The sequence below is a fragment of the Arenimonas aestuarii genome, assembly GCF_054781715.1.
Map to the genome: position 1 here is coordinate 17,484 of NZ_BAAGTW010000001.1, position 25,622 is coordinate 43,105.

At 70.0% G+C, this 25,622-nt stretch carries 24 protein-coding genes; 11 read left to right on the plus strand and 13 right to left on the minus strand.

The window, feature by feature from the left end; genetic code table 11:
• Positions 1-29: 29 nt before the first annotated feature.
• Complete coding sequence (locus ACYVJH_RS00095) at positions 30-407, plus strand: BlaI/MecI/CopY family transcriptional regulator (RefSeq protein ID WP_460452646.1); 378 nt, start codon at positions 30-32, stop codon at positions 405-407.
• Positions 397-2,229, plus strand: coding sequence for a TonB family protein (locus tag ACYVJH_RS00100; protein WP_460452647.1), 1,833 nt, complete (start codon positions 397-399; stop codon positions 2,227-2,229). The genes ACYVJH_RS00095 and ACYVJH_RS00100 overlap by 11 nt, the downstream gene beginning before the upstream one ends.
• Positions 2,230-2,269: 40 nt before the next feature.
• Here ACYVJH_RS00100 and ACYVJH_RS00105 read toward each other — a convergent pair whose 3' ends face one another.
• The 5 genes from ACYVJH_RS00105 to rpsU all read right to left on the minus strand — a co-directional run bounded on the left by ACYVJH_RS00105 (position 2,270) and on the right by rpsU (position 7,830).
• Positions 2,270-4,234 (minus strand): S9 family peptidase, encoded by a 1,965-nt coding sequence (locus ACYVJH_RS00105; RefSeq protein ID WP_460452648.1) that lies wholly within the window; start codon positions 4,232-4,234, stop codon positions 2,270-2,272.
• A gap of 48 nt (positions 4,235-4,282) precedes the next feature.
• Positions 4,283-5,290 (minus strand): mechanosensitive ion channel family protein, encoded by a 1,008-nt coding sequence (locus ACYVJH_RS00110; protein ID WP_460452649.1) that lies wholly within the window; start codon positions 5,288-5,290, stop codon positions 4,283-4,285.
• 8 nt (positions 5,291-5,298) lie between these two features.
• Entirely contained in the window at positions 5,299-7,035 is a 1,737-nt protein-coding gene (gene dnaG, locus ACYVJH_RS00115; protein ID WP_460452650.1) for a DNA primase, read from the minus strand.
• Positions 7,036-7,064: 29 nt separating this feature from the next.
• Entirely contained in the window at positions 7,065-7,511 is a 447-nt protein-coding gene (locus ACYVJH_RS00120) for a GatB/YqeY domain-containing protein (protein WP_460452651.1), read from the minus strand.
• 103 nt (positions 7,512-7,614) lie between these two features.
• Positions 7,615-7,830, minus strand: a complete 216-nt coding sequence (gene rpsU, locus ACYVJH_RS00125; RefSeq protein ID WP_034223607.1) for a 30S ribosomal protein S21 — start codon at positions 7,828-7,830, stop codon at positions 7,615-7,617.
• Between the two features lie 137 nt (positions 7,831-7,967).
• On the opposite strand from rpsU, the gene tsaD reads away from it, so the two are divergent.
• The 4 genes from tsaD to ACYVJH_RS00145 all read left to right on the plus strand — a co-directional run bounded on the left by tsaD (position 7,968) and on the right by ACYVJH_RS00145 (position 10,770).
• On the plus strand, positions 7,968-8,981 hold the full coding sequence (tsaD, locus tag ACYVJH_RS00130) for a tRNA (adenosine(37)-N6)-threonylcarbamoyltransferase complex transferase subunit TsaD (protein ID WP_460452652.1): 1,014 nt from the start codon (positions 7,968-7,970) through the stop codon (positions 8,979-8,981).
• Positions 8,982-8,993: 12 nt separating this feature from the next.
• The gene (folB, locus tag ACYVJH_RS00135) at positions 8,994-9,350 is read left to right on the plus strand and encodes a dihydroneopterin aldolase (RefSeq protein WP_460452653.1); all 357 of its coding nucleotides are present in this window, start codon (positions 8,994-8,996) and stop codon (positions 9,348-9,350) included.
• Complete coding sequence (folK, locus tag ACYVJH_RS00140) at positions 9,347-9,847, plus strand: 2-amino-4-hydroxy-6-hydroxymethyldihydropteridine diphosphokinase (RefSeq protein ID WP_460452654.1); 501 nt, start codon at positions 9,347-9,349, stop codon at positions 9,845-9,847. The genes folB and folK overlap by 4 nt, the downstream gene beginning before the upstream one ends.
• A gap of 89 nt (positions 9,848-9,936) precedes the next feature.
• Positions 9,937-10,770, plus strand: a complete 834-nt coding sequence (locus tag ACYVJH_RS00145; RefSeq protein ID WP_460452655.1) for a DUF6159 family protein — start codon at positions 9,937-9,939, stop codon at positions 10,768-10,770.
• 31 nt (positions 10,771-10,801) lie between these two features.
• Here the strand turns inward: ACYVJH_RS00145 and ACYVJH_RS00150 are convergent, their stop codons facing one another.
• The gene (locus ACYVJH_RS00150) at positions 10,802-11,542 is read right to left on the minus strand and encodes a pteridine reductase (protein WP_460452656.1); all 741 of its coding nucleotides are present in this window, start codon (positions 11,540-11,542) and stop codon (positions 10,802-10,804) included.
• 56 nt (positions 11,543-11,598) lie between these two features.
• Between ACYVJH_RS00150 and ACYVJH_RS00155 the strand changes: the two genes are divergently transcribed.
• Both ACYVJH_RS00155 and ACYVJH_RS00160 read left to right on the plus strand, forming a co-directional pair.
• On the plus strand, positions 11,599-12,783 hold the full coding sequence (locus ACYVJH_RS00155) for a class I SAM-dependent methyltransferase (protein ID WP_460452657.1): 1,185 nt from the start codon (positions 11,599-11,601) through the stop codon (positions 12,781-12,783).
• Positions 12,783-13,181 (plus strand): VanZ family protein, encoded by a 399-nt coding sequence (locus ACYVJH_RS00160; protein ID WP_460452658.1) that lies wholly within the window; start codon positions 12,783-12,785, stop codon positions 13,179-13,181. The genes ACYVJH_RS00155 and ACYVJH_RS00160 overlap by 1 nt, the downstream gene beginning before the upstream one ends.
• 6 nt (positions 13,182-13,187) lie before the next feature.
• Here the strand turns inward: ACYVJH_RS00160 and ACYVJH_RS00165 are convergent, their stop codons facing one another.
• Genes ACYVJH_RS00165 through ACYVJH_RS00175 form a run of 3 tightly spaced genes read right to left on the minus strand, consistent with a single transcriptional unit; the run spans position 13,188 to position 17,348 of the window.
• Positions 13,188-14,417 carry a multifunctional CCA addition/repair protein gene (locus ACYVJH_RS00165; RefSeq protein ID WP_460452659.1) on the minus strand — a complete coding sequence of 410 codons (1,230 nt, stop codon included), beginning with the start codon at positions 14,415-14,417 and terminating at the stop codon, positions 13,188-13,190.
• 4 nt (positions 14,418-14,421) lie between these two features.
• Positions 14,422-15,363 (minus strand): complex I NDUFA9 subunit family protein, encoded by a 942-nt coding sequence (locus tag ACYVJH_RS00170; RefSeq protein ID WP_460452660.1) that lies wholly within the window; start codon positions 15,361-15,363, stop codon positions 14,422-14,424.
• On the minus strand, positions 15,360-17,348 hold the full coding sequence (locus ACYVJH_RS00175) for a transglycosylase SLT domain-containing protein (protein WP_460452661.1): 1,989 nt from the start codon (positions 17,346-17,348) through the stop codon (positions 15,360-15,362). Before ACYVJH_RS00175 ends, ACYVJH_RS00170 begins: the two co-directional genes overlap by 4 nt.
• 58 nt (positions 17,349-17,406) lie before the next feature.
• Between ACYVJH_RS00175 and ACYVJH_RS00180 the strand changes: the two genes are divergently transcribed.
• Positions 17,407-18,204 carry a sulfite exporter TauE/SafE family protein gene (locus ACYVJH_RS00180; RefSeq protein WP_460452662.1) on the plus strand — a complete coding sequence of 266 codons (798 nt, stop codon included), beginning with the start codon at positions 17,407-17,409 and terminating at the stop codon, positions 18,202-18,204.
• A gap of 144 nt (positions 18,205-18,348) precedes the next feature.
• Positions 18,349-21,219 carry a TonB-dependent receptor plug domain-containing protein gene (locus ACYVJH_RS00185; protein WP_460452663.1) on the plus strand — a complete coding sequence of 957 codons (2,871 nt, stop codon included), beginning with the start codon at positions 18,349-18,351 and terminating at the stop codon, positions 21,217-21,219.
• Positions 21,220-21,279: 60 nt separating this feature from the next.
• Here ACYVJH_RS00185 and ACYVJH_RS00190 read toward each other — a convergent pair whose 3' ends face one another.
• From ACYVJH_RS00190 to ACYVJH_RS00200, 3 genes are all read right to left on the minus strand, one after another.
• Positions 21,280-21,996 carry an endonuclease/exonuclease/phosphatase family protein gene (locus ACYVJH_RS00190; protein ID WP_460452753.1) on the minus strand — a complete coding sequence of 239 codons (717 nt, stop codon included), beginning with the start codon at positions 21,994-21,996 and terminating at the stop codon, positions 21,280-21,282.
• 140 nt (positions 21,997-22,136) lie between these two features.
• On the minus strand, positions 22,137-22,985 hold the full coding sequence (locus ACYVJH_RS00195) for a thiol:disulfide interchange protein DsbA/DsbL (RefSeq protein ID WP_460452664.1): 849 nt from the start codon (positions 22,983-22,985) through the stop codon (positions 22,137-22,139).
• Between the two features lie 95 nt (positions 22,986-23,080).
• Entirely contained in the window at positions 23,081-23,881 is an 801-nt protein-coding gene (locus ACYVJH_RS00200) for a c-type cytochrome (protein WP_460452665.1), read from the minus strand.
• Between the two features lie 185 nt (positions 23,882-24,066).
• On the opposite strand from ACYVJH_RS00200, the gene yihA reads away from it, so the two are divergent.
• Positions 24,067-24,654: a ribosome biogenesis GTP-binding protein YihA/YsxC gene (gene yihA / locus ACYVJH_RS00205; protein WP_460452666.1), complete on the plus strand. Its 588-nt coding sequence runs from the start codon at positions 24,067-24,069 to the stop codon at positions 24,652-24,654.
• Here the strand turns inward: yihA and ACYVJH_RS00210 are convergent.
• Positions 24,651-25,583 (minus strand): ABC transporter permease, encoded by a 933-nt coding sequence (locus ACYVJH_RS00210; RefSeq protein ID WP_460452667.1) that lies wholly within the window; start codon positions 25,581-25,583, stop codon positions 24,651-24,653. The two genes, yihA and ACYVJH_RS00210, sit on opposite strands and share 4 nt — an antisense overlap.
• Between the last annotated feature and the right edge of the window lie 39 nt (positions 25,584-25,622).

Here is a 25,622-nt window from a genome sequence, read left to right on the forward strand (position 1 = left end):
ACCATCAATTACGCGTGTAAAGGAATGACATGGCCGGGGTATCCATCAGCGAAGCCGAAAGCGAAGTCATGAAGGCCCTCTGGGCGGCCGGGGAGGCCACCGCCGAGGACCTGATCGCTGCCGTCGCCGGCCCGCAGGGCTGGGCCGAAGCCACCGTGCGCACCCTCATCAACCGCCTGCTGACCAAGGGCGCGCTGTCGGCCGAACGCGAAGGCCGGCGCTACCGCTACCGCCCGGTGCTTACCCACGAAGCGTGGCTGGCCGAACAGTCCAGCGGCGTGCTCGAACGCCTGTTCGGCGGCCGCGTTGCGCCCCTGGTCGCCCACTTCGGCGAGCAGGGCAAGCTGACCCGTCGCGACATCGACGAGCTGCGCAAGCTGATCGAGGACTTCGACGATGGCCGCTGAACTCTTCGACTGGCTGCTGCGTTCGGCCGGGGCCCTGGCCGTGGCCGCCTGCCTGGTGATGGCCCTGCGCCCGCTGTGGCGCCGCTGGCTGGGTGCCGGCGCGGTGCTGTGGCTGTACCTGTTGCTGCCGGCCGCGCTGCTGGCAACCAGCCTGCCGGGCCCGACGATCGTGGTCGACGAGCCGGTGGCCCATGGGCCGGCGCCGGGCCCTGCGCTCATGGCGACCGCTGCGCCGGTGCTGCGGCCGTCACCGCCGGCCAACCTGGCCACTGGCCTGGCCGTCGCCAGCGTCGCGTCGCATACCCCCGCGTCGACTCCCCCGGTGTCCCGGGACCCGCAGGTCGGCGCGCTCACCGCCGCCCTGCTGGCCTGGGCCGCCGGGGCTTTGGTCCTGGCCGGCTGGCTGCTGGTGCAGCAGCGCCGCTTCCGCCGCCGCCTGGGCGCGCTGCAAGAGAGCGACGCCGGTTTGTGGCGGGCCAGTGCCGACGACATCGGTCCGGTGGTGATCGGCCTGCTGCGCCCGCGCATCGTCGTGCCGGCCGATTTCGAGCAGCGCTACGACCCGCAGCAGCGCGAACTGGTGCTGGCGCACGAACGCGCGCACCTGCGCCGCGGCGACCTGCCCATGAACGCGCTGGCCTGCGTGCTGCGCTGCGTGTTCTGGTTCAACCCGCTGGTGCACCTGGCCGCCGCCAAGCTGCGGCTTGACCAGGAGCTGGCCTGCGACGCCGCCGTGCTCGCCCGACATCCCCGCGCCGGACGCGCTTACGCGACCGCGCTCTTGAATACGCAGCTGGCCGACCTTGGACTGCCGGTCGGCTGCGCATGGCAGTCCAGCCATCCCCTCACCTGGAGAATCTCCATGCTCAAGAAACCCCTGCCGGGAACCGCCCGGCTGATGCTGGGCGCCGGACTCGCCGTTCTTGCCAGCTCCGCCGCCGCCACGGCGATCTGGCAGCAGCAGCCGGCCACCGTGGTTTCACTGCCCGCCGTTTCCCTGGCCGCCGCGACGGCGCCGCTGCCGCCGCTCGCGGTCGAAGGCCGGATGCCTGCGCCGGCACCGTCGGCCGCGCCATCGGTCGCCTTCGCCGCAGTCGCCGCTGCGCCGGTGGCGACGCCGGCGCCGGCGAGCCCGGTGGCTCCCGCAGCTCCGGTCGCCGCGCCTGGGCCGGTTCGGGCGACGCCTGCCATCGCCCCGGTGGCGAGACCCGGCAAGGGCTCGACCACGCCGGCGCCGCGGGTCTCCGCCGTCAACGATGCGGCGTCCTCTCCGGCCGGCGTCGCCCGGGCGGAGCGTGCGCCGCTGCCGCCGCCGCTTCACGCGGAACGCATCTACGCCTACAGCCAGAACCCGCCGCTGCCGCCGCCGCCCATGCCGTCCGACGAGTCAGGGCAGCTCGAGGTCACCGAACCCAAGGTGGTGCTGGTCGCCGGCGCCAATCCCGATGCCGAGGCCGCCGGCTACCAGCCGCCGCGCATCCGCCTGGCCAAGCCGGCCCGGCTGCCTTTCCTGGCCAGCGCGCGACCGGAAACCCTGGTGGCCTACGGCATGGTGATGAAGGTGGAGGTCGACACCACGGGCAAGCCGGTGGATGTGAAGGTCCACGACAGCAAGCTCACCGACGTTTACCAGCGCAACGCCCTGGCCGCGGTGAAGCGCTGGCGCTTCGAGCCGGCGAGCCTGGCCGGCCAGCCTCAGGAAGCTACGGTGCTGGTGCCGGTCTGGTTCGCGGGCTCGTCGGTCAGGAACTTCGAATCGGAGGCCATGCGCCACCCGAGGCCGCAGTACCGCATGCCGGTGCAGGCCGTCGCCGGCCAGTAGCGAAACGGGGGCGGGTGCATTGCACCCGTCCCCAGCCGGGTTACTCGGCCAGCAGGTGCTCCTGCCAGAACAGCATCGCCGCCGCGCCGAAGTAGTCGCTGTTGCCCTTCTTGCGGAAGCCGTGGCCTTCGTCCTTGAACATCAGGTACCAGACCTCGCCGCCGTTGCCGCGCACCGCCTTCACGATCTGCTCGGCTTCGGTCCAGGGCACGCGCGGGTCGTTGAAACCCTGGGCCACGAACAGCGGCGACGTGATGCGATGGGCGTTGTTGAGCGGCGCGATGCGGTCGTGGAAGGCCTTCATTTCCGGCAGGCGCTCGTCGCCGTATTCGGCGCGGCGCAGGTCGCGGCGGTAGTCCTCGGTGTTCTTGAGGAAGGTGCCGAAGTCGGAAATGCCCACTACGTCGATGCCCGCGCGGATGCGGTCGGCGTAGTCCACCATCGACGCCAGCACCATGTAGCCGCCGTAGCTGCCGCCCATCACGCCGATGCGGTCGGCGTCGAGTTCGGGTCGGGTGCCGATCCAGTCGAGCAGGGCGCCGATATCCTCGACCGAATCCTTGCGCAGCAGGCCATTGTCGAGCTGCAGGTAGGTCTTGCCGTAGCCGGCCGAGCCGCGCACGTTGGGCACGAGCACGGCTACCCGGAGCTCATTGAGCAGGAACTGGGTGGACGGATTGAAGGTCGGGGTTGCCTGCGCTTCCGGGCCGCCGTGGATGCTCACCACCACCGGGAAGGGGCCATCGCCCTCGGGGCGGTAGTAGAAGGCGGGGATGGTGCGCGGCTTGCCGTCCACTTCGTCGAAGGTGGCAAAGCGCACCAGTTCGGGCGCGCGGAAGCGCGACGCGTCCAGGCCGCCGACTTCACTCTGCGTCCAGCGCACCAGGTCGCCGCTGGCAAGATCGACCACGTAGACGTCGCTGGGCGAGGTCGCGCTGTTGAGCGTGAGCGCAAGACGCTTGCCGTCGGGCGAAAAGCCGAAGTTGCCGATCACGCCGACCGGAAGTTCCGGCAGCGGGACTTCCGCATGGCCGGGCAGCGCCAGCACGTGCAGCTTGCTGATGCCGTCCTCGTTGCTGGCGTAGGCCAGGTGGCCGCCGCCCGGGGCGATGTCCAGGTCGGTCACGTTCCAGGGGATGTGGCCGCTGACCAGGGTCGGCGCGCCGCCGCGGGGATCGTGGTGGCGCAGGGTCTGGAATTCGCGACCCTCGTCGGACACGTAATAGACGCTGCGGCCATCGGGCCCGTAGCGGAAGGCGCTGAAGCCGGCCTTGTCGCCGTCCACCGGGAACAGGCGCAGCCTGCCCGAGCCCAGGTCCACTTCGCCCGGGTAGGCTTCGTTGATCGAGACGTACTTCATCACCAGCAGGCGCTTGCCGTCGGGCGAGAAGTCCATTGGCCGCCACATGCCGCCTTCCTGCAGCACGATGCGCGACTGCCCCGTGCCCAGGTCCCGGACCCAGAGGTCGTAATCGCTGCCGTTGCGTGCGGTGCTGGCCCAGGCCAGCTGGCTTGAATCCTTGGAGAAAAGCGGCCCGGCGTTCTGGCTGCGGCCGCCGTCGGTGAGCATCGTCGCCTCGCGCGACCCCAGGTCGTACCAGAACAACTGCCAGAACTCGGAGCCGCCCACGTCCTTGCCGAATACGAAACCGTTGCGTCCCGGCGTGGTCGTCACCGCGGACAGCGGTTCGCTGTAGAAGGTGATCTGCTCGCGCATGCCCATCGGTTCGCGCACGCGGTGCACCTGGCTGGTTTCGGCGAAACGCGTGCTGATCGCCAGGCTGCCGTCGGGCAGCCAGCCCGAGAGGGTTGCGCCGCGGGTGTTCTGGTAGCGGTTCAGGCGCTCGACCAGGTCGGCCGGCACGTCCGGCAGGTTTTCGCTGATCCGGTTTCCGACGTCGACGCGTTCGACGGCCCGATCCGGTTTGACCGGTTCGACCTGGGACTCGGCCAGGACGGGCGGCGCCAGCAGGGCCGCGGTGAGCATCATCACGAACAATCGCATGCGTGGGTCCCCGCTGTGGTCAGAACCGCAGCATACCGCCGGGGTTGTTTACTCGCGAGGCGCCGACGGGTCGAGCAGGTTCTCGCCCGATGTCCCACGTTGTTCCTGGTCGATCTGGCGGTCGATGTCGTCGCGTGCGCGGGTGTCGACCGAGGCTTCGCCTTGCCTTGTCCCCTTCGGTGCCGGGGCAGGCGCCGGTGCGGGTGCCTGGTTGCTCACCTGCACGCGGTAGGTCGGTTCGGGCATGTCCACGCCGGCGCCTTCGAGCGCGAGTTTCACGCGGCGGATGGCTTCGCCCATGACGGTGCCGAAATCGTGGCTGCGCTGGTCCACCCAGCCGAAGAAGCGGACCTTCACGCTGAAGTCGCCCAGCGCCATGACCTGTGCACGGGGTGGCGGCTCGGCCAGCAGGCCGTCCACGCCGGCCAGCGCCTCGACGCCCAGCGCCTGCGCGCGCACCAGGTCCTGGTTCATGCCGACGCCGACATCGAACTCGAAGCGCCGGCTGGGATTGCGCGTGTAGTTGAGCGTGACGCCGCGAAAGACCATCGCATTGGGCAGGCGCAGGTGGTTGCCGTCGAGCGTCATCAGGATGGTCGCGCGCGAGGTCAGCGCGACGATCACGCCTTCGTTGCCATCGATCACCACGTGGTCGCGCGGCGAAAACGGCTGGCGCAGGCTCATCAGCAGGCCGGCCAGGTAATTTTCCAGGATGTCCTTGAAGGCAAAACCAAGGGCCACGCCCAGCACACCGGCGGTGCCCAGCACCGCGCCCACCAGGGCCGTGGCGTTGAGGATTTCCAGGGCCACCAACAGGCCCGCCAGCAGCACCACCCAGCGCACGGTGGTGCGGGCGAGGTCCTGCATGAAGGGGTTGCGGCTTGCCACCCGGCCCACCAGCGTGCGGCGCGACAGCCAGTTGCCCAGCAGCCAGGCCAGCAGCACCACGACCAGCGCCACCGCCAGCAGCGGCAGGTAGGCCAGCCAGGCGTACATCTCCTCGACCAGGCGTTCCAGGCTGGGGGCGAGCTCGCGGGTGCCGGCTTCGATGGCCATGCGGTCTCCTATCGGGGGGTGGCGTGCAATTCGCGCAGTTCGGCCTTTTCGATGTCGGACAGGCCGGACATGCCGACTTCGCGGATGCGTGCATGCAGTTCGTCGATGCGCTGCTGGCTGACCTGGCGGTCGAGCTGGGCCAGGGCGTCGACCAGTTCATGGCCCCATGCCGATTCTTCGCCGGGGAAACCCTGCAGCGCCAGCTTCTGCAGCGCGGCTTCTTCTTCGCGGCCGGCGAAGTGTTCCAGCACGGCGCCGGTGGTGATGCCGGGCCGGCCGCGCACCAGTTCCAGCAGTTCCACCAACAGCGGGATGCCGGGCTGGCGCAGCACTGCGAACCGGTAGGGCGGCTGGATCACGTCCGAAAGCGTGGGTTTTTGCAGCAGCAGGGCGATGGCGGTGCGCACCAGGCTGCGCCGGGGAGCCGGAGCACCTGCGCGGCCACCGCGCATGGACGGTGTGGCGCGCGTGGGTTCGGCGGCCGGCGCCTGCTGGCCGACGCCGGTGAGTTCGGTCAGGCGCTGCTTCATCAGGTCGAGGAAGGCGCCGTCGGGGATGCCGGCGATCAGCGGCTTGGCCCGTTCGGCCAGGCGCGCCTTGCCTTCCATGCCGGCCAGGTTCACGTCCTTGGACAGTTCGTTGAAGAAGAACTCCGACAGCGGCGTCGCCTGGCCCAGCCGCGCGTCGAAGCCGGCCGCGCCCTCCTTGCGCACGATGCTGTCCGGGTCCTCGCCGTCGGGCAGGAACAGGAAAAATGCCTGGCGGCCGTCGCGCATGCGCGGCAGCACCGATTCGAGCGCCTTCCAGGCCGCGCCGCGGCCGGCGCGGTCGCCATCGAAGCAGAAGTAGACGTCGGCGGCGTTCCGGAACAGAAGTTCGGCGTGGTCGGGCGTGGTCGCGGTGCCCAGCGTGGCCACCGCGGTGTTGACGCCGAACTGGAACAGCGCCACGACGTCCATGTAACCCTCGACGACGATCAGCCGCGGGATCTTCGCGTGCGCCTGGCGCACCTGCCACAGGCCGTAGAGTTCGCGGCCCTTGTGGAAAAGCGGGGTTTCGGGCGAGTTGAGGTACTTCGGGCCGTCGTCCTTTTCCATGACGCGCCCGCCGAAGGCGATGACGCGGCCACGGCGGTCGTGGATGGGAAACATGACGCGGTCGCGGAACTTGTCGTAGACGCGGCCGGCGTCGTTGCGCGAGAACAGGCCGACCTTCTCCAGCAGCGCCAGCCGGCGTTCGTCGGTGCCCAGGGCGGACTTCAGGCCTTCCCAGCCGTCGGGCGCGTAGCCGATGCCGAACCGCGCCTGGTTTTCGGCGTCGACGCCGCGACGGTCCAGGTAGGCCCTGGCCTTGGAACTTCCCTGCAGCTGCTGCTGGAAGAACTTCGCGGCGGCGTCCACGGCCAGGTAGAGCTCGCGCGACTCACCCGACTCGTTGCGCTGGCGGGTGTCGCGCGGCACTTCCATGCCCACCCGCTTGGCCAGCTCCTCGACCGCGTCGAGGAACTCGAGGCGGTCGTAGTTCATCAGGAAGCTGATGGCGGTGCCGTGCGCCCCGCAGCCGAAGCAGTGGTAGAACTGCTTGGTCGGCGACACCGTGAACGAGGGCGAACGTTCGTCGTGGAAGGGGCAGCGCGCCGAATATTCCCGGCCCTGCCGCTTGAGCGGCACGCGCGACCCCACCACCTCGACGATATCCGTCCGGGCGAGCAGGTCGTCGATGAAGGCGTCGGGGATGCGGGCCATGGACGCCTAGGATGCCACGGGGTGGGGTGTCAGCCGGCCAGGGACTTCTTGACCAGCTGGGAGACCAGGCCCATGTCGGCCTTGCCGGCCAGGCGCGGCTTGAGCACGCCCATCAGCTTGCCGATGTCGGCCGGGCCCGCGGCATTGGTCTCGGCCTTGGCGGTGTCGATGGCGGCCTGGATCTCGGCCTCGGACATCTTCGCGGGCAGGTAGGCCTCGAGCACGCCCAGCTCGTAGCGTTCGATCGCGGCCAGGTCTTCGCGGGCGGCGGCTTCGTACTGGCTGATCGAGTCCTTGCGCTGCTTGACCATCTTTTCCAGCACGGCCAGCACCAGCGGGTCGGTCATCTCGACGCGTTCGTCCACTTCCTTCTGCTTGATCGCGGCCAGGATCAGCCGGATCACGCCCAGGCGGTCCTTCTCGCCGGACTTCATCGCGGCCTTCATGTCTTCGGTCAGCTGGGTCTTGAGGCTCATCGGGGTTCTCCGCAGGTCAGGCAAACTCGGCGCCGGCTTGGCGCCAGAAACACAAAAAGCCGGCCACGCTCGCGCGTGCCGGCTTTCTGGCAAGCAACGCGGCTCAGTACAGGCGCTGGCGCTTGGTGACGTCGCGCGAGCTGCGGCGCAGCTGGCGCTTCACCGCGGCGGCGGCCTTGCGCTTGCGCTCCTGGGTCGGCTTCTCGTAGTACTCGCGCTTGCGGGTTTCGGCGAGGACGCCGGCCTTTTCGCAAGTGCGCTTGAAGCGACGCAGCGCAAACTCAAACGGCTCGTTTTCGCGGACTTTGACAGACGGCATGTTCGATTCCTGGGATCTATGGATGTCGCACGGCAACACCGGCGAGCCGCGTATGATACGCGGGTCCGGCGCCGGCAGGCAAGCCAGCCCCGCCTTTTGTCCTTGAAAGTCTCCCTAACCCCCCAAAAAACAGGCACATGCGCGTCCTGGGAATCGAAACCAGCTGTGACGAAACCGGCGTGGCGGTGTACGACACCGACCGCGGCCTGCTGGCGCACGCCCTGTTCAGCCAGATCGCCCTGCACGCCGACTACGGCGGGGTGGTGCCCGAGCTGGCCAGCCGCGACCACGTCCGCAAGCTGCTGCCCCTGGTCCGCCAGGTCCTGGCCGAGGCCGGCCTGGCCCCGGCCGACCTCGACGGGGTGGCCTACACCGCCGGCCCCGGCCTGGTGGGCGCCCTGATGGTCGGCGCCGCCACCGGCCGGGCCCTGGCCTGGGCGCTGGACCGGCCCGCCGTGGGCGTGCACCACATGGAAGGCCACCTGCTGGCGCCCCTGCTCGAGGACCCGTCGCTGAAGCCGCCCTTCGTCGCCCTGCTGGTCTCGGGCGGCCACACCCAACTGGTGGAAGTGGCCGCCGTCGGCGATTACCGCCTGCTGGGTGAAACCCTGGACGATGCGGCCGGCGAGGCTTTCGACAAGACCGCCAAGATGATGGGGCTGCCTTACCCCGGCGGCCCCGAACTGGCCCGCCTGGCCGAGTCCGGCCGGCCCGGCGTGTTCCGCTTCTCGCGGCCGATGACCGACCGGCCCGGGCTCGACTTCAGCTTCTCCGGGCTCAAGACCCAGGTGCTGCTGGCCTGGCAGGCCTCGGACCAGACCCCGGAAACCCGCGCCGACATCGCCCGCGGTTTCGAGGACGCGGTGGTCGAGACCCTGGCGATCAAGTGCCAGCGCGCGCTCGACGAGACCGGCGCCCGCACCCTGGTGGTGGCCGGCGGCGTCGGCGCCAACCTGCGCCTGCGCGAACGCCTGCACCTGCTGGCCGGTAAACGCGGCGCCCGGGTCTGTTTCCCGCGCCCGGCGTTCTGCACCGACAACGGCGCCATGATCGCCTTCGCCGGCGCCCTGCGGCTGGTGGCCGGCCAGCACGAGGCCCCGGTCGTCACCGTGACGCCACGCTGGGACATGGCAAGCTTGCCGTCCGTTTGACCAGGAACTGACATGGACAAGGTTTTCATCGAGGCGCTCGAGATCGAGTGCGTCATCGGCATCTACGACTGGGAGCGCAAGATCCGCCAGCCGGTCGTGTTCGACATCGAGATGGCCTTCGACAACACCCGTCCGGCCGCCACCGACGACATCAAGGACACGCTGGACTACAAGGCCGTGAGCAAGCGGCTCATCCAGTTCGTGTCCGAATCCGATTTCGGCCTGGTCGAGTCCCTGGCCGAGCGCTGCGCCGCGATCATCCTGGAAGAATTCGGCGTGCAGCACGTGCGCCTGAAGCTGGCCAAGCCCGGCGCCGTGCGCGGCTCGCGCGCGGTGGGCGTGATCATCGAGCGCCAGCGCGCCGCGTGAGCACCGCCTGGCTGAGCCTGGGCAGCAACCTGGCGCCGGCCGACAACCTGGCGCGCGCCGCCCGCGCCCTGCGCGACGAATTCGGCGACGTGCTGTTCTCGCCGGTGTACCGCACGCCGGCGGTGGGCTTTGACGGGCCGGATTTCCTCAACGCCGCTGCGGTCGTCAGCACCGGCCTGTCGCCGTTCGAACTCAACCACTGGCTGCATGCGCTCGAGGAAACCTTCGGCCGCGACCGCAGCGGGCCGCGTTTCTCCAACCGGCCGCTCGACATCGACATCGTCTTCTACGACGACCTGGTGCTCGAAGGCCCCGGCAATCTGAAACTGCCGCGTCCGGAACTGCAGCACGCCTTCGTGCTCAAGCCGCTGGCCGACATTGCCCCGCGCCACGTGGTGCCCGGCGACGGCCGGACGCTGGCCGAACTCTGGGCGGCGCATCCGGAAAACGCCAGCCCGCCCAGCGTCGATCCGCTGGACCTCGCCGGCGCCTGCTGACCCCGGCGCGCCGGGCAGGGGTGACTTCCGGCCTTGCGGCGCTGCAGCAACCCCGCATAATCAGGGCGTCATTCGGGGAGGAAGACGCCATGTTCGACAAGATTTCCCGCAGCTGGCACCTGGTCAAGGCCAGCGCCGGCGTGCTTCGCACCGACAAGGAACTGCTGCTGTTCCCGGTCATCTCGGGTTTCGCGACGCTGCTGGTGGCGCTGACCTTCCTGGTGCCGGTGCTGGGCCTGCGCCTCTTCGAGGGCGGCGAAATCGGCCCGGTGGGCTTCGTGGTCGGGTTCCTGTTCTACGTCTCGCAGTATTTCGTCATCTTCTTCTTCAACACGGCCCTGGTCGGGGCGGCGATGATCCGCCTCGAGGGCGGTGATCCCACCGTGGCCGACGGCCTGCGCATCGCGCGCTCGAAGGTCGGCGTGATCCTGGGTTACGCGGCCATCGCCGCCACCGTGGGCATCGTGCTCAAGGTGCTGGGCGAACGCGCCGGTTTCCTGGGCCGGATCATCCTCAACCTGGTCGGCATGGCCTGGACCTTCGCCACCTTCCTGGTGGTGCCGATCCTGGTGACGCGCGACGTCGGGCCGATCGACGCGGTGAAGGAAAGCGTCACGCTGCTCAAGCGCACCTGGGGCGAAAACGTGGTCGGCAACGTCGGCATCAACTTCGCCTTCGGCCTGATCACCACCGCCGTGGTGGTGCTGGCGATCGCGATGGTGGTGGGCGCGGCGATGCTGGGCGGCCCGAAGCTGGCGACCGTGGCCGTGGTGGTCGGTGTTGTCGCGGTGGTGGGCGTGGCGGTGTTCCAGGCCGCGCTGTCGGGCGTGTATTCCGCCGCGGTCTACCGCTACGCCGTCGACGGCCAGGCGCCGGAAGGTTTCACCGGCGGCGAACTGCAGGCCGCGTTCCACCAGAAATAACGGGCGACCGTAGGAGCGCCCCCGGGCGCTCCTACATGTTGAGCGAGCGGCCGCCGTCGACGCGGATCACCTGGCCCGTCGTGTAGCGCGCGTCCTGGATCAGCCAGCGCACCGCCTCGGCCACGTCGCCGGGCTCACCGGCGCGCCCGAGCGCGGTGCTCGCCAGCATCGCCTGCTTTTCATGTTCCGCCTTGCCTTCCTCGGGCCACATGACGGCACCGGGCGCAACGGCGTTGACGCGGATCTCGGGGCCCAGCTCGCGCGCCAGCGACTGGGTCATCATCAGCAGCGCCGCCTTGGCCATGCAGTAGATCGTGTGCGCGGCCAGGGGCCGTTCGCCGTAGATGTCGCCCAGGTTGACGATGGCGCCGCCGGACAGGCGCAGCAGTGGTGCCGCTGCCTGGGCCAGGAAAAACGGCGCCCGCGCGTTCGAAGCGAACAAGTCGTCCCAGTCCGCCGGCGTCGCCCCGCCCACCGGCGTCGGCCGGAAGCTGCTGGCGTTGTTCACCAGTGCGTCCAGCCGCCCGAAACGTTCCTGCACGGCCCGCACCAGCGCCGCCGGCGCGTCGGGGTCGGCAAGTTCGGCCTGCAGCACCAGGGTGCTGCCGGCACGCTCGCCCTCCAGCCCGGCCACCAGCGCGGCCATGGCGTCGGCGGAGCGGCGGTGGTGCAAGGCCAGGTCGAAGCCGGCGGCGTGCAGGCGACGGGCGATGACGGCGCCAACGCGCTTGGCGGCGCCGGTCACCAGGGCGACGGGACGGTCGATGGGCATTCAGGGCTCCCCGGGTTTTGCCGGTATCCTGCGCGTTGGCCGATGAAGATTCCAACATGAGCGCAAAAATGCCGGCGCCCGACGCCGATGCCCGGGCCCACAGCGATCGCCTGCTGGCCCTGGTCAAGGACCAGGTGGCTGCCGCCGGCGGCGTCATTCCCTTCTCCCGCTACATGGAACTGGCGCTCTACGCGCCGGGCCTGGGTTATTACAGTGCGGGCGCGCGCAAGTTCGGCGCAGCCGGCGATTTCATCACCTCGCCCGAACTGGGCCCGACCTTCGCCGAATGCGTGGCGGCCTGCGCGGCCGATGTTTTCGGCCAGCTGGGCGGGCGCGCCGGCTTCCTTGAGCTGGGCGGCGGCAGCGGTGCCTTCGCCGAGGCCGCACTGCGCCGGCTGGACGAACTCGACGCCGCGCCCGCGCACTACCTCATCCTCGAACCCAGCGCCGACCTGCGCGAACGCCAGCTCGAACGCCTGCGCGCGGCGCTGCCCGCGCGCCTGTTCGAGCGCGTGCGCTGGCTCGACGGCCCGCCGGAGAAAGCCTGGCGCGGTTTCCTGTTCGCCAACGAAGTGATCGACGCCCTGCCGACGCCACGCTTCGCGATCCGCGACGGCGAGGTGTTCGAGGAACACGTGGCCCTGGGCGCCGACGGCGAACTGACCCGCGTGGACCAGCCGGCCGACGCGCTGCTGCACGCCGCGGTGCGCCACGTCGAGCGCGACATCGGCATGCCGTTCGCCGACGGTTACCGGTCGGAGCTGTTGCCGCAGCTCCCGTACTGGATCCAGGCCGTTGGTGGCCTGCTGCGCGAAGGCGCCATGCTGTTCGTGGACTACGGTTACCCGCGCCGCGAGTACTACCTGCCCGAGCGCGACGACGGCACCCTGGTCTGCCACCGCCAGCACCACGCGCACGGCAATCCTTTCGACCTGCCGGGACTGACCGACATCACCGCCTTCGTGGACTTCACGGCCCTGGCCGAAGCCGGCGTCGGCGCGGGTTTCGACCTGGCCGGCTACAGCGCCCAGGCCAGCTTCCTCATCAACAGCGGCCTGCCCGAACGCCTGGCGGCCATCGAAGCCATCCAGGACCCGGTGGCCCGCCTGGCGCGCACCAACGAAGTCAAACGCCTCACCCTGCCCGGGGAAATGGGCGAACGTTTCCAGGCGATGGGCTTCCAGCGTGGCGTGGACATCCGGCCGCTGTTCGCGCGCGGTGACCTGAGCCGCCGGCTCTGATGCTGCGGCCCTTCCGTTTCCCGGGGGTCTGGCTGGGCCTGTGGGTGCTGGGCTGGGTGCTGTGCATCGTGCTGTCGCTGATGCCGGCGGTGGACCTGCCCGGGCCCGCGCACTCGGACAAGCTGGGCCACTTTCTGGCCTACTTCGTGCTGTCGGCCTGGGCGGTCTGGACGTTTCGCGCGCGCCGCGCGCACCTGCTGGCCGCGGTGGCCCTGGTGGCGCTGGGCATCGCCATGGAAATCGCCCAGGCCACGCTGACCCGGGTTCGCCTGGGCGATGTTCGCGATGTGCTGGCCAATACCCTTGGCGTGGCCGCGGGCCTGTCGCTGACGCTCACGCCGCTGCAGCGCCTGCTTGAGCGCGTGGATTGCAGGCTGTTCGGCGGCCGCAACCCGTAGGCGTCCTTAGGCGCTGGCGTCCCTGGCGGCGCGAATGGCTTCGATGCGCGCCTTGCGCAGCCAGTCGCCGACGGCAGGGCCACTGAGGCCCTTGGCCACGGCGTGGCCGGCCGACACCGATGCGGCCGCGGCATGCAGCGCCACGAGCAGGGCCGCCGACGGGTAGTCGGCCTCCCCGCGTCCCAGCCGGCCACGCGAATCGGCTTCGCAGACCAGCGCCAGCTGGCGCACGCGATCAGGCTTGCGGAAGGCATCGCAGCGCGACAGCAGGTCGTGCACGGTGTCCGGGCGCAGTTCGGCCAGGCGATGCACGTTCAGGTGTTCGCGGCAGCAGATCTCGGCGACCGCGGCGTATTCCGAAGGCAGCTTGTAGCGCGCGCACACCGTGCGCAGCGGCCGCACGCCGGAATGTTCATGGCCGATGTGGCGCGGCAGCTTGTCCTTGGGCGTAAGCGCCTTGCCCAGGTCGTGGGTGAGCGCGCAAAAGCCCACCAGCGCATCACCCGGCGCCAGGCGCGCCGCCATGTCCATCACCATCTGCACGTGCACGCCGGTGTCCACCTCCGGGTGGTACTCCGGGCGCTGCGGCACCCCGTAAAGCGCATCCACTTCCGGCAGCAGCTTCGCCAGCGCGCCGCACTCGCGCAGCAGGGCGATGGCGGCGGAAGGGCGGGGCATCTCGAGCGCCTTCTTCAGTTCCTGCCACACGCGTTCCGGCACCAGGTGGTCGACTTCGCCGGCGGCGACCATGTCGCGCATCAGCGCCAGCGTCTCCGGCGCCACCGTGAAACCCAGTGGCGCAAAGCGCGCCAGGAAGCGCGCCGCGCGCAGGATGCGCACCGGGTCCTCGGCGAAGGCGGGCGAAACGTGGCGAAGCACGCGCGCCTGGACGTCCGCCGCGCCGCCGAACGGGTCGGTGAGCGTGCGGTCCTCGGCCTGCGCGATGGCGTTGATGGTGAAGTCGCGCCGGGCCAGGTCCTGGTCCAGGCTGACATCCGGTGCGGCGTGGAAAACGAAACCGTGGTACCCCGGCGCGGTCTTGCGCTCGGTGCGCGCCAGCGCGTGTTCCTCTTTCGTCTCCGGGTGCAGGAACACCGGGAAGTCCTTGCCCACCGGCAGGTAGCCGGCGCGGATCATTTCCTCGGGCGTGCTGCCCACCACGACCCAGTCGCGGTCGCCCACCGGCTGGCCAAGCAGCCGGTCACGAACGGCGCCGCCGACCAGGTAGCGCTGCATCGGCTCAGCGCGCCGCGCGGAAGCGCTGGTAGCGGGCCTGGCGCTCGTCCACGTGGCCCAGGATCGCCGGCAGCTTGTCGGCCACGCGCGTGGCCGGGATGCCCAGGCGGTGCAGGCCATCGATTCCGCCCACCGAGTCGGTCATCAGCGAGCGGAAATTGTCGGACGAAAACGGCTTGCCCGGCACGAAGTCACACACCAGGGCCTGCAGCCGGCCCAGCGCATCGGGCAGCGGCAGCACCCAGCGACGCAGGCCCATCTGGCGCGCGGTCAGCCGGACGATCTCGCCCAGGGTGAAGACGTCGGGCCCATAGAGTTCGTAAACCTCGCCGCGGCTGCCGCGCAGGCGCAGGCAGCGGCGGATCGCCTCGACCACGTCGCCCACGTACACCGGCGCGAACCTCGCCTTCGCGCGCGCCAGCGGCATCACCGGCGCAATCCGCAGCAGGCTGGCGAAGCGGCAGAACAGGCCGTCGCCGGCGCCGAACACCACCGAGGGTTCGAAGATGGTCCAGTCCAGGCCCGAGGCCTTCACTGCCGTTTCGGCTTCGCCGCGCGACTTGAGGTAATGGCTGCGGCCACGACCGGCGTTGAGCGAGCTCATCTGCAGCAGGCGGCGCACGCCGGCCAGCTGCATCGCAGCGATGACCAGCTTGGTCAGCTCCACGTGCGCACGGCGGAAGCCGCGGCCGTTGTCGCCCTTTTCATTGAGGATGCCGACCAGGTTGACCACCGCGTCGGCGCCGGTGAAGGCGGCGCGCAGCACGTCCGGGTCGTAGACGTCGACCTCGCGCAGCGTCACACCCGGCGGCAGCAGGCGATCGTAATGCGGGCCCAGGTTGCGGCTGAGCAGGGTGACGGCGTGGCCATCGGCGGCGAGGCGGGCGACCAGGTGGCGACCGATGAAGCCGGTGCCTCCCAGGACGACGATCTTGAGCGGGGTCATGGCGTGGAGTCTGGACCTGTCGGAAGGGGGCAGGCAAAGGGGCGGCGGGCGGACGGGGCAACGGTGCGGCCGAGCATGCGCTCGGAAACCGGCACCGCGGTGCCGTCCAGGCGCCAGTCGTAGATGACGCTGAAGGCAAGCACGCGGGCGACGTACTCGCGGGTTTCCTTGTAGGTGACCGTTTCGATCCACAGGTCCGGATCGAAACCGGGGCGGTCCCGGCTCCACCGATTCACCGGCGCCGGGCCCGCATTGTAGGCGGCGATGGCCTGGTAGGCGATGCCCCCGTGGTCGTCGAGTTCATGGCGCAGGTGGGCGATGCCCAGCACCAGGTTGGTTTCCGGGTTGTACAGGCTGGCCGCGCCCGTCCAGGCCATGCCCAGCTTGCGGGCGGTGCGTTCGGCGGTGGACGGCAGCAGCTGCATCAGGCCCATGGCATTGGCGTGCGAACGCGCCCGCGGCATGAAGGCGCTTTCGGCGCGGGTCTGGGCGGCGACCCAGGCCGGGTCGACGTTGTGGCGGCGGGCTTCGCGGCGCAGCACGTTTTCGTGGTGCAGCGGGAAACGCAGCGAGTAGTAGCGCAGGTCGTCGGGCTCGTCGCCGATCGTGAACACGGCGCGGTCGTACCAGTGCGCGTCGCGGGCGAATTCGATCGCCACCTTGCGTTCGTCGTCGCTGAGTTCCTTCAGGAGCGCGGCCCACTCGCGGATCGCCGACATCCGGCGGTCGATGGTGTGCAGCTCCAGCGCGCGGACCAGACCCGGGTGGGTGGCGACGCGCTCGCGCAGCGCGACATCGTCGGACGGTTCCAGCGGGCACAGCGCGTAGGCCTGGCCCAGGCGATCGGCGGCCAGGAAGCCGTGGAAGGTGGCGGTGTTGGCGGCCTTGGCGAACAGCGCGCGGGCGGCGTCCTTGCGGCCCAGGCGTTCAAGCACGCGGGCCTCGAAATATTGCCAGCGCGGGTCGTTGCGCTGCGCCGCGGGCATGCGCGACAGCGCGTCGAGTGCGCCGGCATCGTCGCGGCGGTTCAGGGCCTCGCGCACGCGCCACTCGTGCAGGCGCTCGTCGTAGGCACTGGCGGGCACGGCGGCCAGGCGTTCGCGGGACTTGGGCAGGTAGGACGCCACCGTCCACAGCGCCACCTGGTGGAGCACCTTGCCGCGCGCGGCTTCGTCCAGGCCCAGCGCCTTGTCGAGTGCCGCCAGCCGGGATTCGGCCTCGTCCGGTGACTTGCGCGCCAGCCGGGCCAGGCCCTCGGCGGCAACCGCGCGGCTGCGTGCATCCTTCGGCCAGGCGGCGGCCCCGTCATGGGGTTTGTCGATGAAGTCGGCGTAGTCCTTGGCGCGTGCTTCTTCCGCGGCCGGCAGGTCGCGCGCCAGGAACCGGGCCAGGCCGGTCTGCCCGGCAAGCAAGGCCAGTTCGATGCGCTGCCAGCGGAGGTCGCGGTTGATGTGCCCCAGGCCCTGCAGCGACGTCAGCGGTGCATCGCAGCTCGCGGGCAGGGATTCCGGGGTAAGCCACAGTGCGCGGCCATCGGCGATCCACTGTTGATCGGTGGCGCCGGTGGCCAGGCGCGCGGCCAGGTGGGCGCAGCGCAGCTCCACCGACGCCGAGGGTTGGTAGTCGGCCAGGAAGTCGGCCCAGCGTCGGTTCGCCGCCAGGTGATGCAGCCAGGAGTTGCGCAGCCAGTCGCCGGCGGCCAGGCCATCGTGGCGCGACAGCACGCTGCGCACGTCCTGCGCCCGTGCCGAGGCCAGCTTGCGTTGCATCTGGGTCACTTCGACCCACGGCAGCAGCGGGTGGTCCTGCACGCGCGCCAGGTCGGTTAGGCTCAGTTGCCCCTGGTCGGCCAACCGGAATGCTTCGAGGATGGCCGGGCGCTGTGGGCCAAGGTCCGGCGGACGCACTTGCGCCGCCACCTGGGTGGACACCACGTTCGTGGCCAGCAAGCCGGCCAGAAGACAGGTAAGAATTCGCCTCGACATGCCCCAGAGTCTAGCCCATGCCCCCTGAGTCCCCCGGTCCGCGCCGGGTCGCGTCCGCATGATCGCCACCTGGGCGATCTACCTGGCCCTGGGCGCGCTGGCCGGGGTGCTGGCCGGCCTGCTGGGCATCGGCGGCGGCCTGGTGCTGGTGGCGGCCCTGGTCTGGCTGCTGCCAAGTCAGGGCGTGCCGGCGGAGCTGGCCGTGCACGTGGCCCTGGCAACGGCGCTGGCAAGCATCGTCCTGACCGGCCTGTCGTCGGCGCGCGCCCACCACCGGCGCGGCAGCGTGCTGTGGCCAACAGTGGCCTGGCTGGTGCCGGGCCTGCTGCTGGGCGGCTGGCTGGGCAGCGGCCTGGCGGTGCGTCTGGAAGACGCCTGGCTGCGGCTATTCATTGCCCTCTATTGCGGCCTGGCGGCGGTGCAGATGGCCCTGGACTGGCCGCGTGCGCGCGCCGAACGCGCCGATCCGCCGCGCGGCCCCGTTTATTCGCTGGCCGGAACCGGCATCGGCGCGGTGTCGGCCCTGGTCGGCATCGGCGGGGGATCGATGACCGTGCCCCTGCTGGTCTGGCGTGGCGTGCGCCCGGTGCGTGCGGTCGGCACGTCCAGCGCCTGCGGCGTAGCCATCGCCTTGTCCGCCGCGGCCGGTTACGCGCTGCAGGCGGCGCCCACCGGCCTGCCGGCGGGCAGTTGGGGTTATGTGTACTTGCCGGCGGCGGCCGGCATCGCCCTAGCCTCGGTGCTGGCGGCGCCGCTGGGCACGCGCCTGGCCCACCGGCTCAGCGGCCCGGCCCTGCGGCGGGTGTTCGCGGTGTTCCTGGCCCTGGTCGGCATCAGCATTTTTCTCGCTCCCTGAACAAAAACCGGGGGTTTTGTACAGCATCACTAACGGGGTGAGGAAATGTGATGCTTGTCGCGTTTTGACGCTTTCTTTACAACATGGAACTGGACCGGCGCATTGGGGGCAAGGCGCAGGTGACTCCAACCACAGGGAATCGTCATGAAGACCATCCGTAACTCCCGCCTGAGCTTGGCGGTTCGGGGCGCCTTGCTGTTCGCCTTGGTGCCTGCCGTCGCGCTGTCGCAGGACGACAGCAACGAAGAGATCAAGACGCTTGACCGTATTGAGGTCACCGGTACCCGCATCAAGACCTCGGAAGCCGAGGGCCTGGTGCCGGTGCAGCGCATCACCCGCGAAGACATCGACCGCAGTGGCCTGACTTCGATCGGCGACGTGGTGCAGGCGCTGACGGGTTCGGGTTCGGCGCTCAACACCAAGTTCAACTCCAGCGGCAACTTCGGTTTCCCGCCGGATGGCAGCGGCGTCGGCGCGGGTTCCGCGCAGGCCGACCTGCGCCACCTGGGTTCCAAGCGCGTGCTGGTGCTGGTCGACGGCGTGCGCTGGGTCAACGAAGCCTCCGCCTCGGGCGTGGGTGCGGCGACCGACCTCAACACCATCCCGCTGGCGATCGTCGACCGCATCGAAGTGCTCGAAGACGGCGCCTCGTCGCTTTACGGCTCGGACGCCATCGCCGGCGTGGTGAACATCATCACCCGCAAGAACTTCGACGGCCTGTCGGTCAACGCGCAGGTCGGCCAGTACGGCGAAGGCGACGGCACCACCAAGTCGGTGGACGTGGCCTGGGGCTGGAACAGCTCCCGCGCCAACGTCTTCCTGGGCCTGAGCTACACCGACCAGGACGTCATCTATTCGCGCGACCGCGCCCAGTCCAGCTTCCCGGTGCCCGGCACCGGCGTGTCCTTCGGCAGCTCGGCCACGCCGACCGGCCGCTTCATCTTCGTCGACCCCAACACCGGCGCGGTGCTCGACATCACGCCCAACACCGGCGCCAGCAGCCCGACCTACGACCCGACGCAGACCGGCTGCACCCGCACCGACGACTACCACTGCTTCAGCACCGCCGACCGCTTCAACTTCTCGCAGTTCAACCTGCTGCTGACCCCGTCCGAGCGACTGGGCGCCTTCGGCCAGGTGCGCTTTGACTTCAACGATTCGGTCACCGGTTACGCCAAGGTGCTGTTCAACCGTCGCGAGTCCACCAACCAGGCGGCGCCCGAGCCCCTGTTCCTGGGCCCCGAGGCCGGCACGGGCAACCCGCTGGCCGACGGCATCTTCATCTCGGCGCTCAACCCCTTCAACCCGTTCGGCTTCGACCTCGATTCGTCGGACAACCTGATCCTGATCGGCCGTCGCCCGGTCGAGGGCGGCCCCCGCGTGTTCGAACAGGAAGTCGACACCTGGTACGTCGGCGCCGGGCTGGAAGGCGTGATCGACGCCAACCGCACGCTGTACTGGGACGTCAATGTCGCCTTCAGCGAGAACAAGGCCCAGCAGACCAACTTCGGCAGCTACAACATCCGCAACATCGCCCTGGCCCTGGGTGACCCGGCGGCCTGCGCGGCCGTGGCGGGCTGCACCCCGCTGAACATCTTCGGCGGCCCGGGCACCATCACCCCGGCCATGCTGGCCTGGATCCAGCCGATCGTGCGCGACCGCAGCCAGAACGAACTGGCCCTGGTCACCGCCAACCTGTCGGGCAGCCTGTTCGACCTGCCGGCCGGTTCGGTGGACTTCGCCGCCGGCCTTGAGCACCGCCGCCTGGAAGGCTGGTACCAGCCCGATGCGCTGACGGTGGCGGGCGACTACAACGGCGTGCCGTCGCTGCCGACCGCAGGCGAATACGACGTCAGCGAGCTGTTCTTCGAGGTCAACTTCCCGCTGATGGAAAACACCGACATCGGCCAGCGACTGGACCTCACCGTGGCCGGTCGTTACTCCGACTACTCCACGGGCATCTCGGAGTTCTCGCCCAAGTTCGGCCTGCGCTTCCAGCTGGTCGAGGAACTGGTGTTCCGCGCCAGCTACGCCGAAGGCTTCCGCGCGCCGTCCATCGGCGAACTCTTCGGTTCGGCCAGCCGCTTCGACGCCCAGCTCAACGACCCGTGCTCGACGCCGCTGCTCGACCCGTCCGTGGCCGGCAACTGCGCCGCCCTGGGCGTGCCGGCCAACTACCAGCAGCCCAACCCGCAGATTTCGATCACCACCGGTGGCAACGACCAGCTCGACCCCGAGTCGTCCGAAAGCTACGCGGCCGGCTTCATCTGGAGCCCGTCGTTCCTGGAGGATTCCCAGTTCGCCGAGCGCGTGGACTTCGAGGTCACCTACTACCGGCATGAAATCGACGGTGCGATCCAGGCCATCGACGCCCAGACCCAGCTCGACCTGTGCGTGCAGACCCTGGACCCGCTGTACTGCAGCGGCATCACCCGTGCGTCGACCGGCGGCATCAACGGCTTCAACAACCGCCTGACCAACCTGGGCACCATCGAGACCGATGGCTGGGACGTGGATCTGTTCTGGGTGTTCCCGGAATCGAAGCTGGGCAAGTTCTCGGCGGCCTGGCGCAACACCTTCGTCGGTGACTACCTCGCGGTGGGCGCGGCCGGCCAGGTGCAGCCGCAGGGCCCGGGCATCGAAGTCGTGGACAGCGCGATCCCGGAGTGGACCTCGAACTTCACGCTGGACTGGAAGCGCGGCAACTGGAACGCGGCCTGGACGGTTCGTCACATCAGCGAACTGCGCGAGGACTGCGGCAACGCGGTCAGCTTCCCGGTGTGCTCGAACCCGGCGACCGGCACGAACGTGCTGGACGCGATCACCTACAACGACCTGCAGCTGGGCTATCGCTTCGGCGATGGCGAGGGCCTCGGCCTGACCTTCGGCGTGAACAACGTGTTCGACGAGGATCCGCCGATCTGCCTGTCGTGCTCGCTCAACGGTTACGACGCGTCCACCTACGACATCCCGGGTGGCCGCTTCTACTACCTGCGCGCCGACATCAAGTTCTAGTCCCGCAAGTCGCTGCAACCGAAGGGCCGGCGCTCACCCGCCGGCCCTTTTTTTATCAGGCTATTTCTGGCGCAGCTCGACGCCGACCGCCATGTGGTCGGAGCCGGCGGCGGGCACCGCCTTGTAGTCGAGCACTTCGAAGCCGCCGACCAGGACGTGGTCCAGGCAGCGCTGCGGGGCCCAGCTGGGGAAGGTGCACACCCGTTCCGGTGGCGGCTCGAGCGAGGTTTCGCGGTAGAGCGCGCGCATTTCCGGCGCGTCGAAATCGCAGTTGAAGTCGCCCATCAGCACCAGCCGCGGTGCGTCCGACAGCAGGTCGGCCAGGAAGCCCAGCTGCAGCTGCCGCGACTTCACGCCCAGCGAGAGATGCGTGATCGCCAGCGTCCAGGCTTTCTTGCCCTTGCCGTATTTCGCCAGCAGCACGCCGCGGCCGGCGATGCGTCCGGGCAGCGCGTAATCCAGCATCTCGGTCGGCTCCTCGCGGCTCAGCAGCGCGTTTCCGCTGCCCGCGATGCGCGAAATGCGCCGGTTGGGCTGGTGGCTCCAGAACGGGAACTGCGCCTGTTCGGCCAGGTAGTCGGCCTGGTTGGTGAAGCCCGAGCGCAAGCTGCCCGGATCCGATTCCTGCAGCCCGACCACGTCGTAATTGCTCGCCATCTTCGCCAGCGCGTCGAGATTGATGCGCTTGCCGTTGGGCAGCACGTGCGACCAGCTGCGGGTCACGTAGTCGCTGTAGGCGCGCGTGCTCGAACCCGCCTGGATATTGGCGCTGAGCAGGCGCAGGCGGTCGTTGGCGGCTTCTGGCGGGACGGCGGACATGGCTGACATGTTGGGGCGCCATGCCCGCGCCGGCAAGGCGGAAAAGGAAAAGGGCCGCGTTTGCGGCCCTTTTCGTTCAGCTTTCGGTGGCGCGCCGCTTAGGGCGTGCTGCCGGCGCGCTCGTGCGCGACCAGCCAGTCCACCGTGTCCAGCAGGCCCTGCATGCCGCGGTCGCCCGTGGCCATGGCGCGGTACTTGCCGTTGACGATGATCATCGGCGTGGCGTCGACGCCGCCGCGCAGCGCGAACTGGCGGGCGCGGTTGAGCTTGGCGGTGACCGCGAAGCTCTGCATGGTCGACAGGAAGGCCTCGCGGTCGGCGCCGTGGCCGGCGTACCAGTCGGCGATCTCCTCGGGCGAGGCGCTGGTGAACGTGCGCTCGATCAGCACGGCCTTGAACAGGTCGTCGTGGGTCTTGTCCACCAGGTTCATCGCCTCGGCCGCGTAGTAGGCGCGGGCGAAGTTGTCGCTGACGCCGCCGAACACGCCCGGCACGTACTCAAAGCGCACGTCGGCCGGCTGGCCGGGCTTCCAGGTGTTGATCAGCGGCTGCAGGTTGGCGCAGTGGATGCACATGTACGAGAAGACTTCGGCCACTTCGATGCCGCCCTGGCCGATGGTCGGCATGGGTTCGGCCAGCGGCTCGTAGTCGGCGCCCAGGCGGGGCGCCCTGGCCGGGTCGACCACCGGCGGCGCCGGGCGCGGGGCCTCGGCAGCGGCTTCGGCGTCCGCCGGGGCGGCTTCTTCGGCGGGCATTTCGGCAGCCGGTGACGCTTCGGCCGGGGCTTCGGCCGGGGCCTCGGGCTGGGCCGCTTCGGGCGCGGGCGTTTGTTCCGCCGGCGAGGAAGCCACGGCCGGCGCGTCGGTGGCCGGGGCGGCGGAGTCGTTGGCCGACTCGCCGCAGGCGGCCAGGGCCAGGGCGAGGAACAGGGGCAGCAGGCGCTTCATGGACGGTGGCTCCTAGGAAAGGTCGCCTACCTGACCACGGTCGGCAGGCAAAGGTTCAACCCGCGGCGGCCGGGCGGGCCACCGCGTCATGGGGATCAGCCCTGCGGCTGGCCGGCGGCCATCGCTTCGGCCGACGGGGTGTCGGCGGCGTTGTGCAGGCCTTCGATGTAGCTGGCCAGGGCCTGGACCTCATCGTCGCTCAGGCCGCCGGCGACGCCGGCCATGATGGCGTTGGCGTTCTGGTCCTTGCCCCAGACCTTGCCGTCGCGGAAGGCGGTGAGCACGGTGGCGGTGTAACCGGCGTGCTGGCCGCCCAGGGAGGGCCAGGCCGAACCCGGGTTGCCCGAGCCGGCGGGGCCGTGGCAGGCGGCGCAGGCCGGCACCGAACCGTCGGCCTTGCCGAAACGGAAGATCTGCTCGCCCACCGCATAGAACTTGCGGCCGGAGTAGGGGCCTTCGGCGATCACGGTGTCGTCGGCCACGCCCGGCACGACCTTCTGGCTGGCGAAGTAGGCGCCGATGTCGCGCATGTCCTGCGCGCTCAGGCCGGCGGCGAAGCCGAGCATGATCGCGTTCTCGCGCCCGCCGGTCTTGTACAGCGAAAGCTGGCGGGCGATGTAGCGCTCGTGCTGGCCGGCCAGCTTGGGGTACTGCGGGTCGGCCGAGTTGCCGTCGACGCCGTGGCAGGCCGCGCAGGCGATCGCCTTGCCGGCGCCGGCCTGGGCGTCGCCATTGCTGGCTTCGGCGCCGTCGACCTCAAGGGCCTCCACCGGGGCCGGTACGGCCTCGGGGGCCGCCGACACGGTGGCTGCGGGCTCCACTTCGGTCTCCTGGCCCACGGCCACGGCCGAGAAGGCCAGGGCGGCGGCGACACCAAGGATGCGCGTGAACTTCATGAGCGGCTCCGGAAAGCTGGTTTCAAGGGAATCAGGGGCTTGCGCGACGGGCGCGCAGGAAGGCGCGGATTATCCCAGCCGGTGGCCGCGACGGTCAATTAAACCGGGCCCGCGGCGGTGCCAAGGCTGGTCAGGAGGGCCGGCAGGGGCCATGCTTGGCGCCTTTCCCGCCCCGGCGAGCCCCGATGTCCAACGCCCTGGCCCGAGCCAAATACGTTGATTCCGTGCATTCCCTGCGGCAGCTGCCGCCCGATGACGGCCGCGAGGTCGTGTTCGCCGGCCGTTCCAACGCCGGCAAATCCAGCGCCCTCAATGCCCTGACCAACCAGAAGGGGCTGGCGCGCGTGTCCAAGACCCCGGGTCGCACCCAGGCGCTGAATTACTTCGAGGTCGACCCCGGTCGTTTCCTGGTGGATTTGCCGGGTTATGGCTACGCCAAGGTGCCCGAGGCGATGCGCGAGGCCTGGAAGGGCATGATCAACCGCTACTTCCAGGAGCGCACCTCGCTCAAGGGCCTGGTGGTGGTGATGGACATCCGCCATCCGCTGCGCGAGTACGACCTGCAGATGCTCGACTACGCCTTCGAGCGGGAGCTGCCGGCGCACTGCCTGCTGACCAAGGCCGACAAGCTGGGCCGCGGCGAGCAGGGCAACATCCTGCTCAAGGTCCGCAAGGAACTCGCCGGCCGCGCCAGCGCCCAGGTGTTTTCCGCCGACGCCAAGATCGGCGTCGACGAGGCCCGCGCCGTGGTCACCGGCTGGCTCGAGGTCTAGACCGGCCCTTCCCGCAGCCGCGGGTCCATGCGGCCGCGCAGCCAGTCCACCAGCACGTTGATGACCACGATGGCGGCGCCGACGACCAGTACGACGCCCAGCACCAGGGTGTAGTCGCGGTTGAGCGCACCCTGCACGAAATAGCGGCCGATGCCCGGGATGCCGAACACCTGTTCGACCACCGCCGAGCCGCTGACCACGTTGATCAGCGCCGGGCTCAGCCAGGCCACCACCGGCAGCAGGCCGGGCCGCAGGGCATGCATGAAGAGCAGGCGGGCCCCGGAAATGCCGCGCCCGCGCGCCGCGCGCAGGTAGTCCGCACCCAGTACGTCCATCAGCGACCCGCGCGTGAGCCGCGCGCAGTAGGCCAGATTGGGCAGCGCCAGCGCGATGACCGGCAGCACCACGCTGCGCCAGCTGCCGTCCCAGCCCCCGGCTGGCAGCCACTGCAGGCCCACCGCGAACACCAGCACCAGCAGCGGCGCCACCACGAACTTCGGGATCGACAGTCCCAGTCCGGCGCCAAACATCAGCGCCCGGTCGGTCCAGCTGCCCGCCCGCAGCGCCGCCCACGTGCCCAGTGGCACGCCCAGCCCCAGCGCCAGCAGCAGGGCCAGGCCGCCGTTGACCAGGGTGATCGGCATCGCCGCGGCCAGCAGTTCGCTGACCCGGTAGTCGGGATACTGGAACGACGGGCCGAGGTCGCCGCGCACGACGTCGGCCACCCAGTAGGCGTATTGCAGCGGCAGCGGCTGGTCGAGCCGGTACTGCGCGGCCAGCGCCGCCTCGACTTCCGGCGGCGCCGCCTTTTCGGCGTCGAAGGGACCGCCGGGCGCCGCGCGCAGCAGCACGAAACACAGGGTCGCCAGCAGCCACAGCGTCAGCAGGGCTTCCAGGGCGCGGCTGGCGAACAGGCGGGCGGCGGGCATGCCGGGACTTTGCCCAAGCAACCCGGGGATGTCACGCTG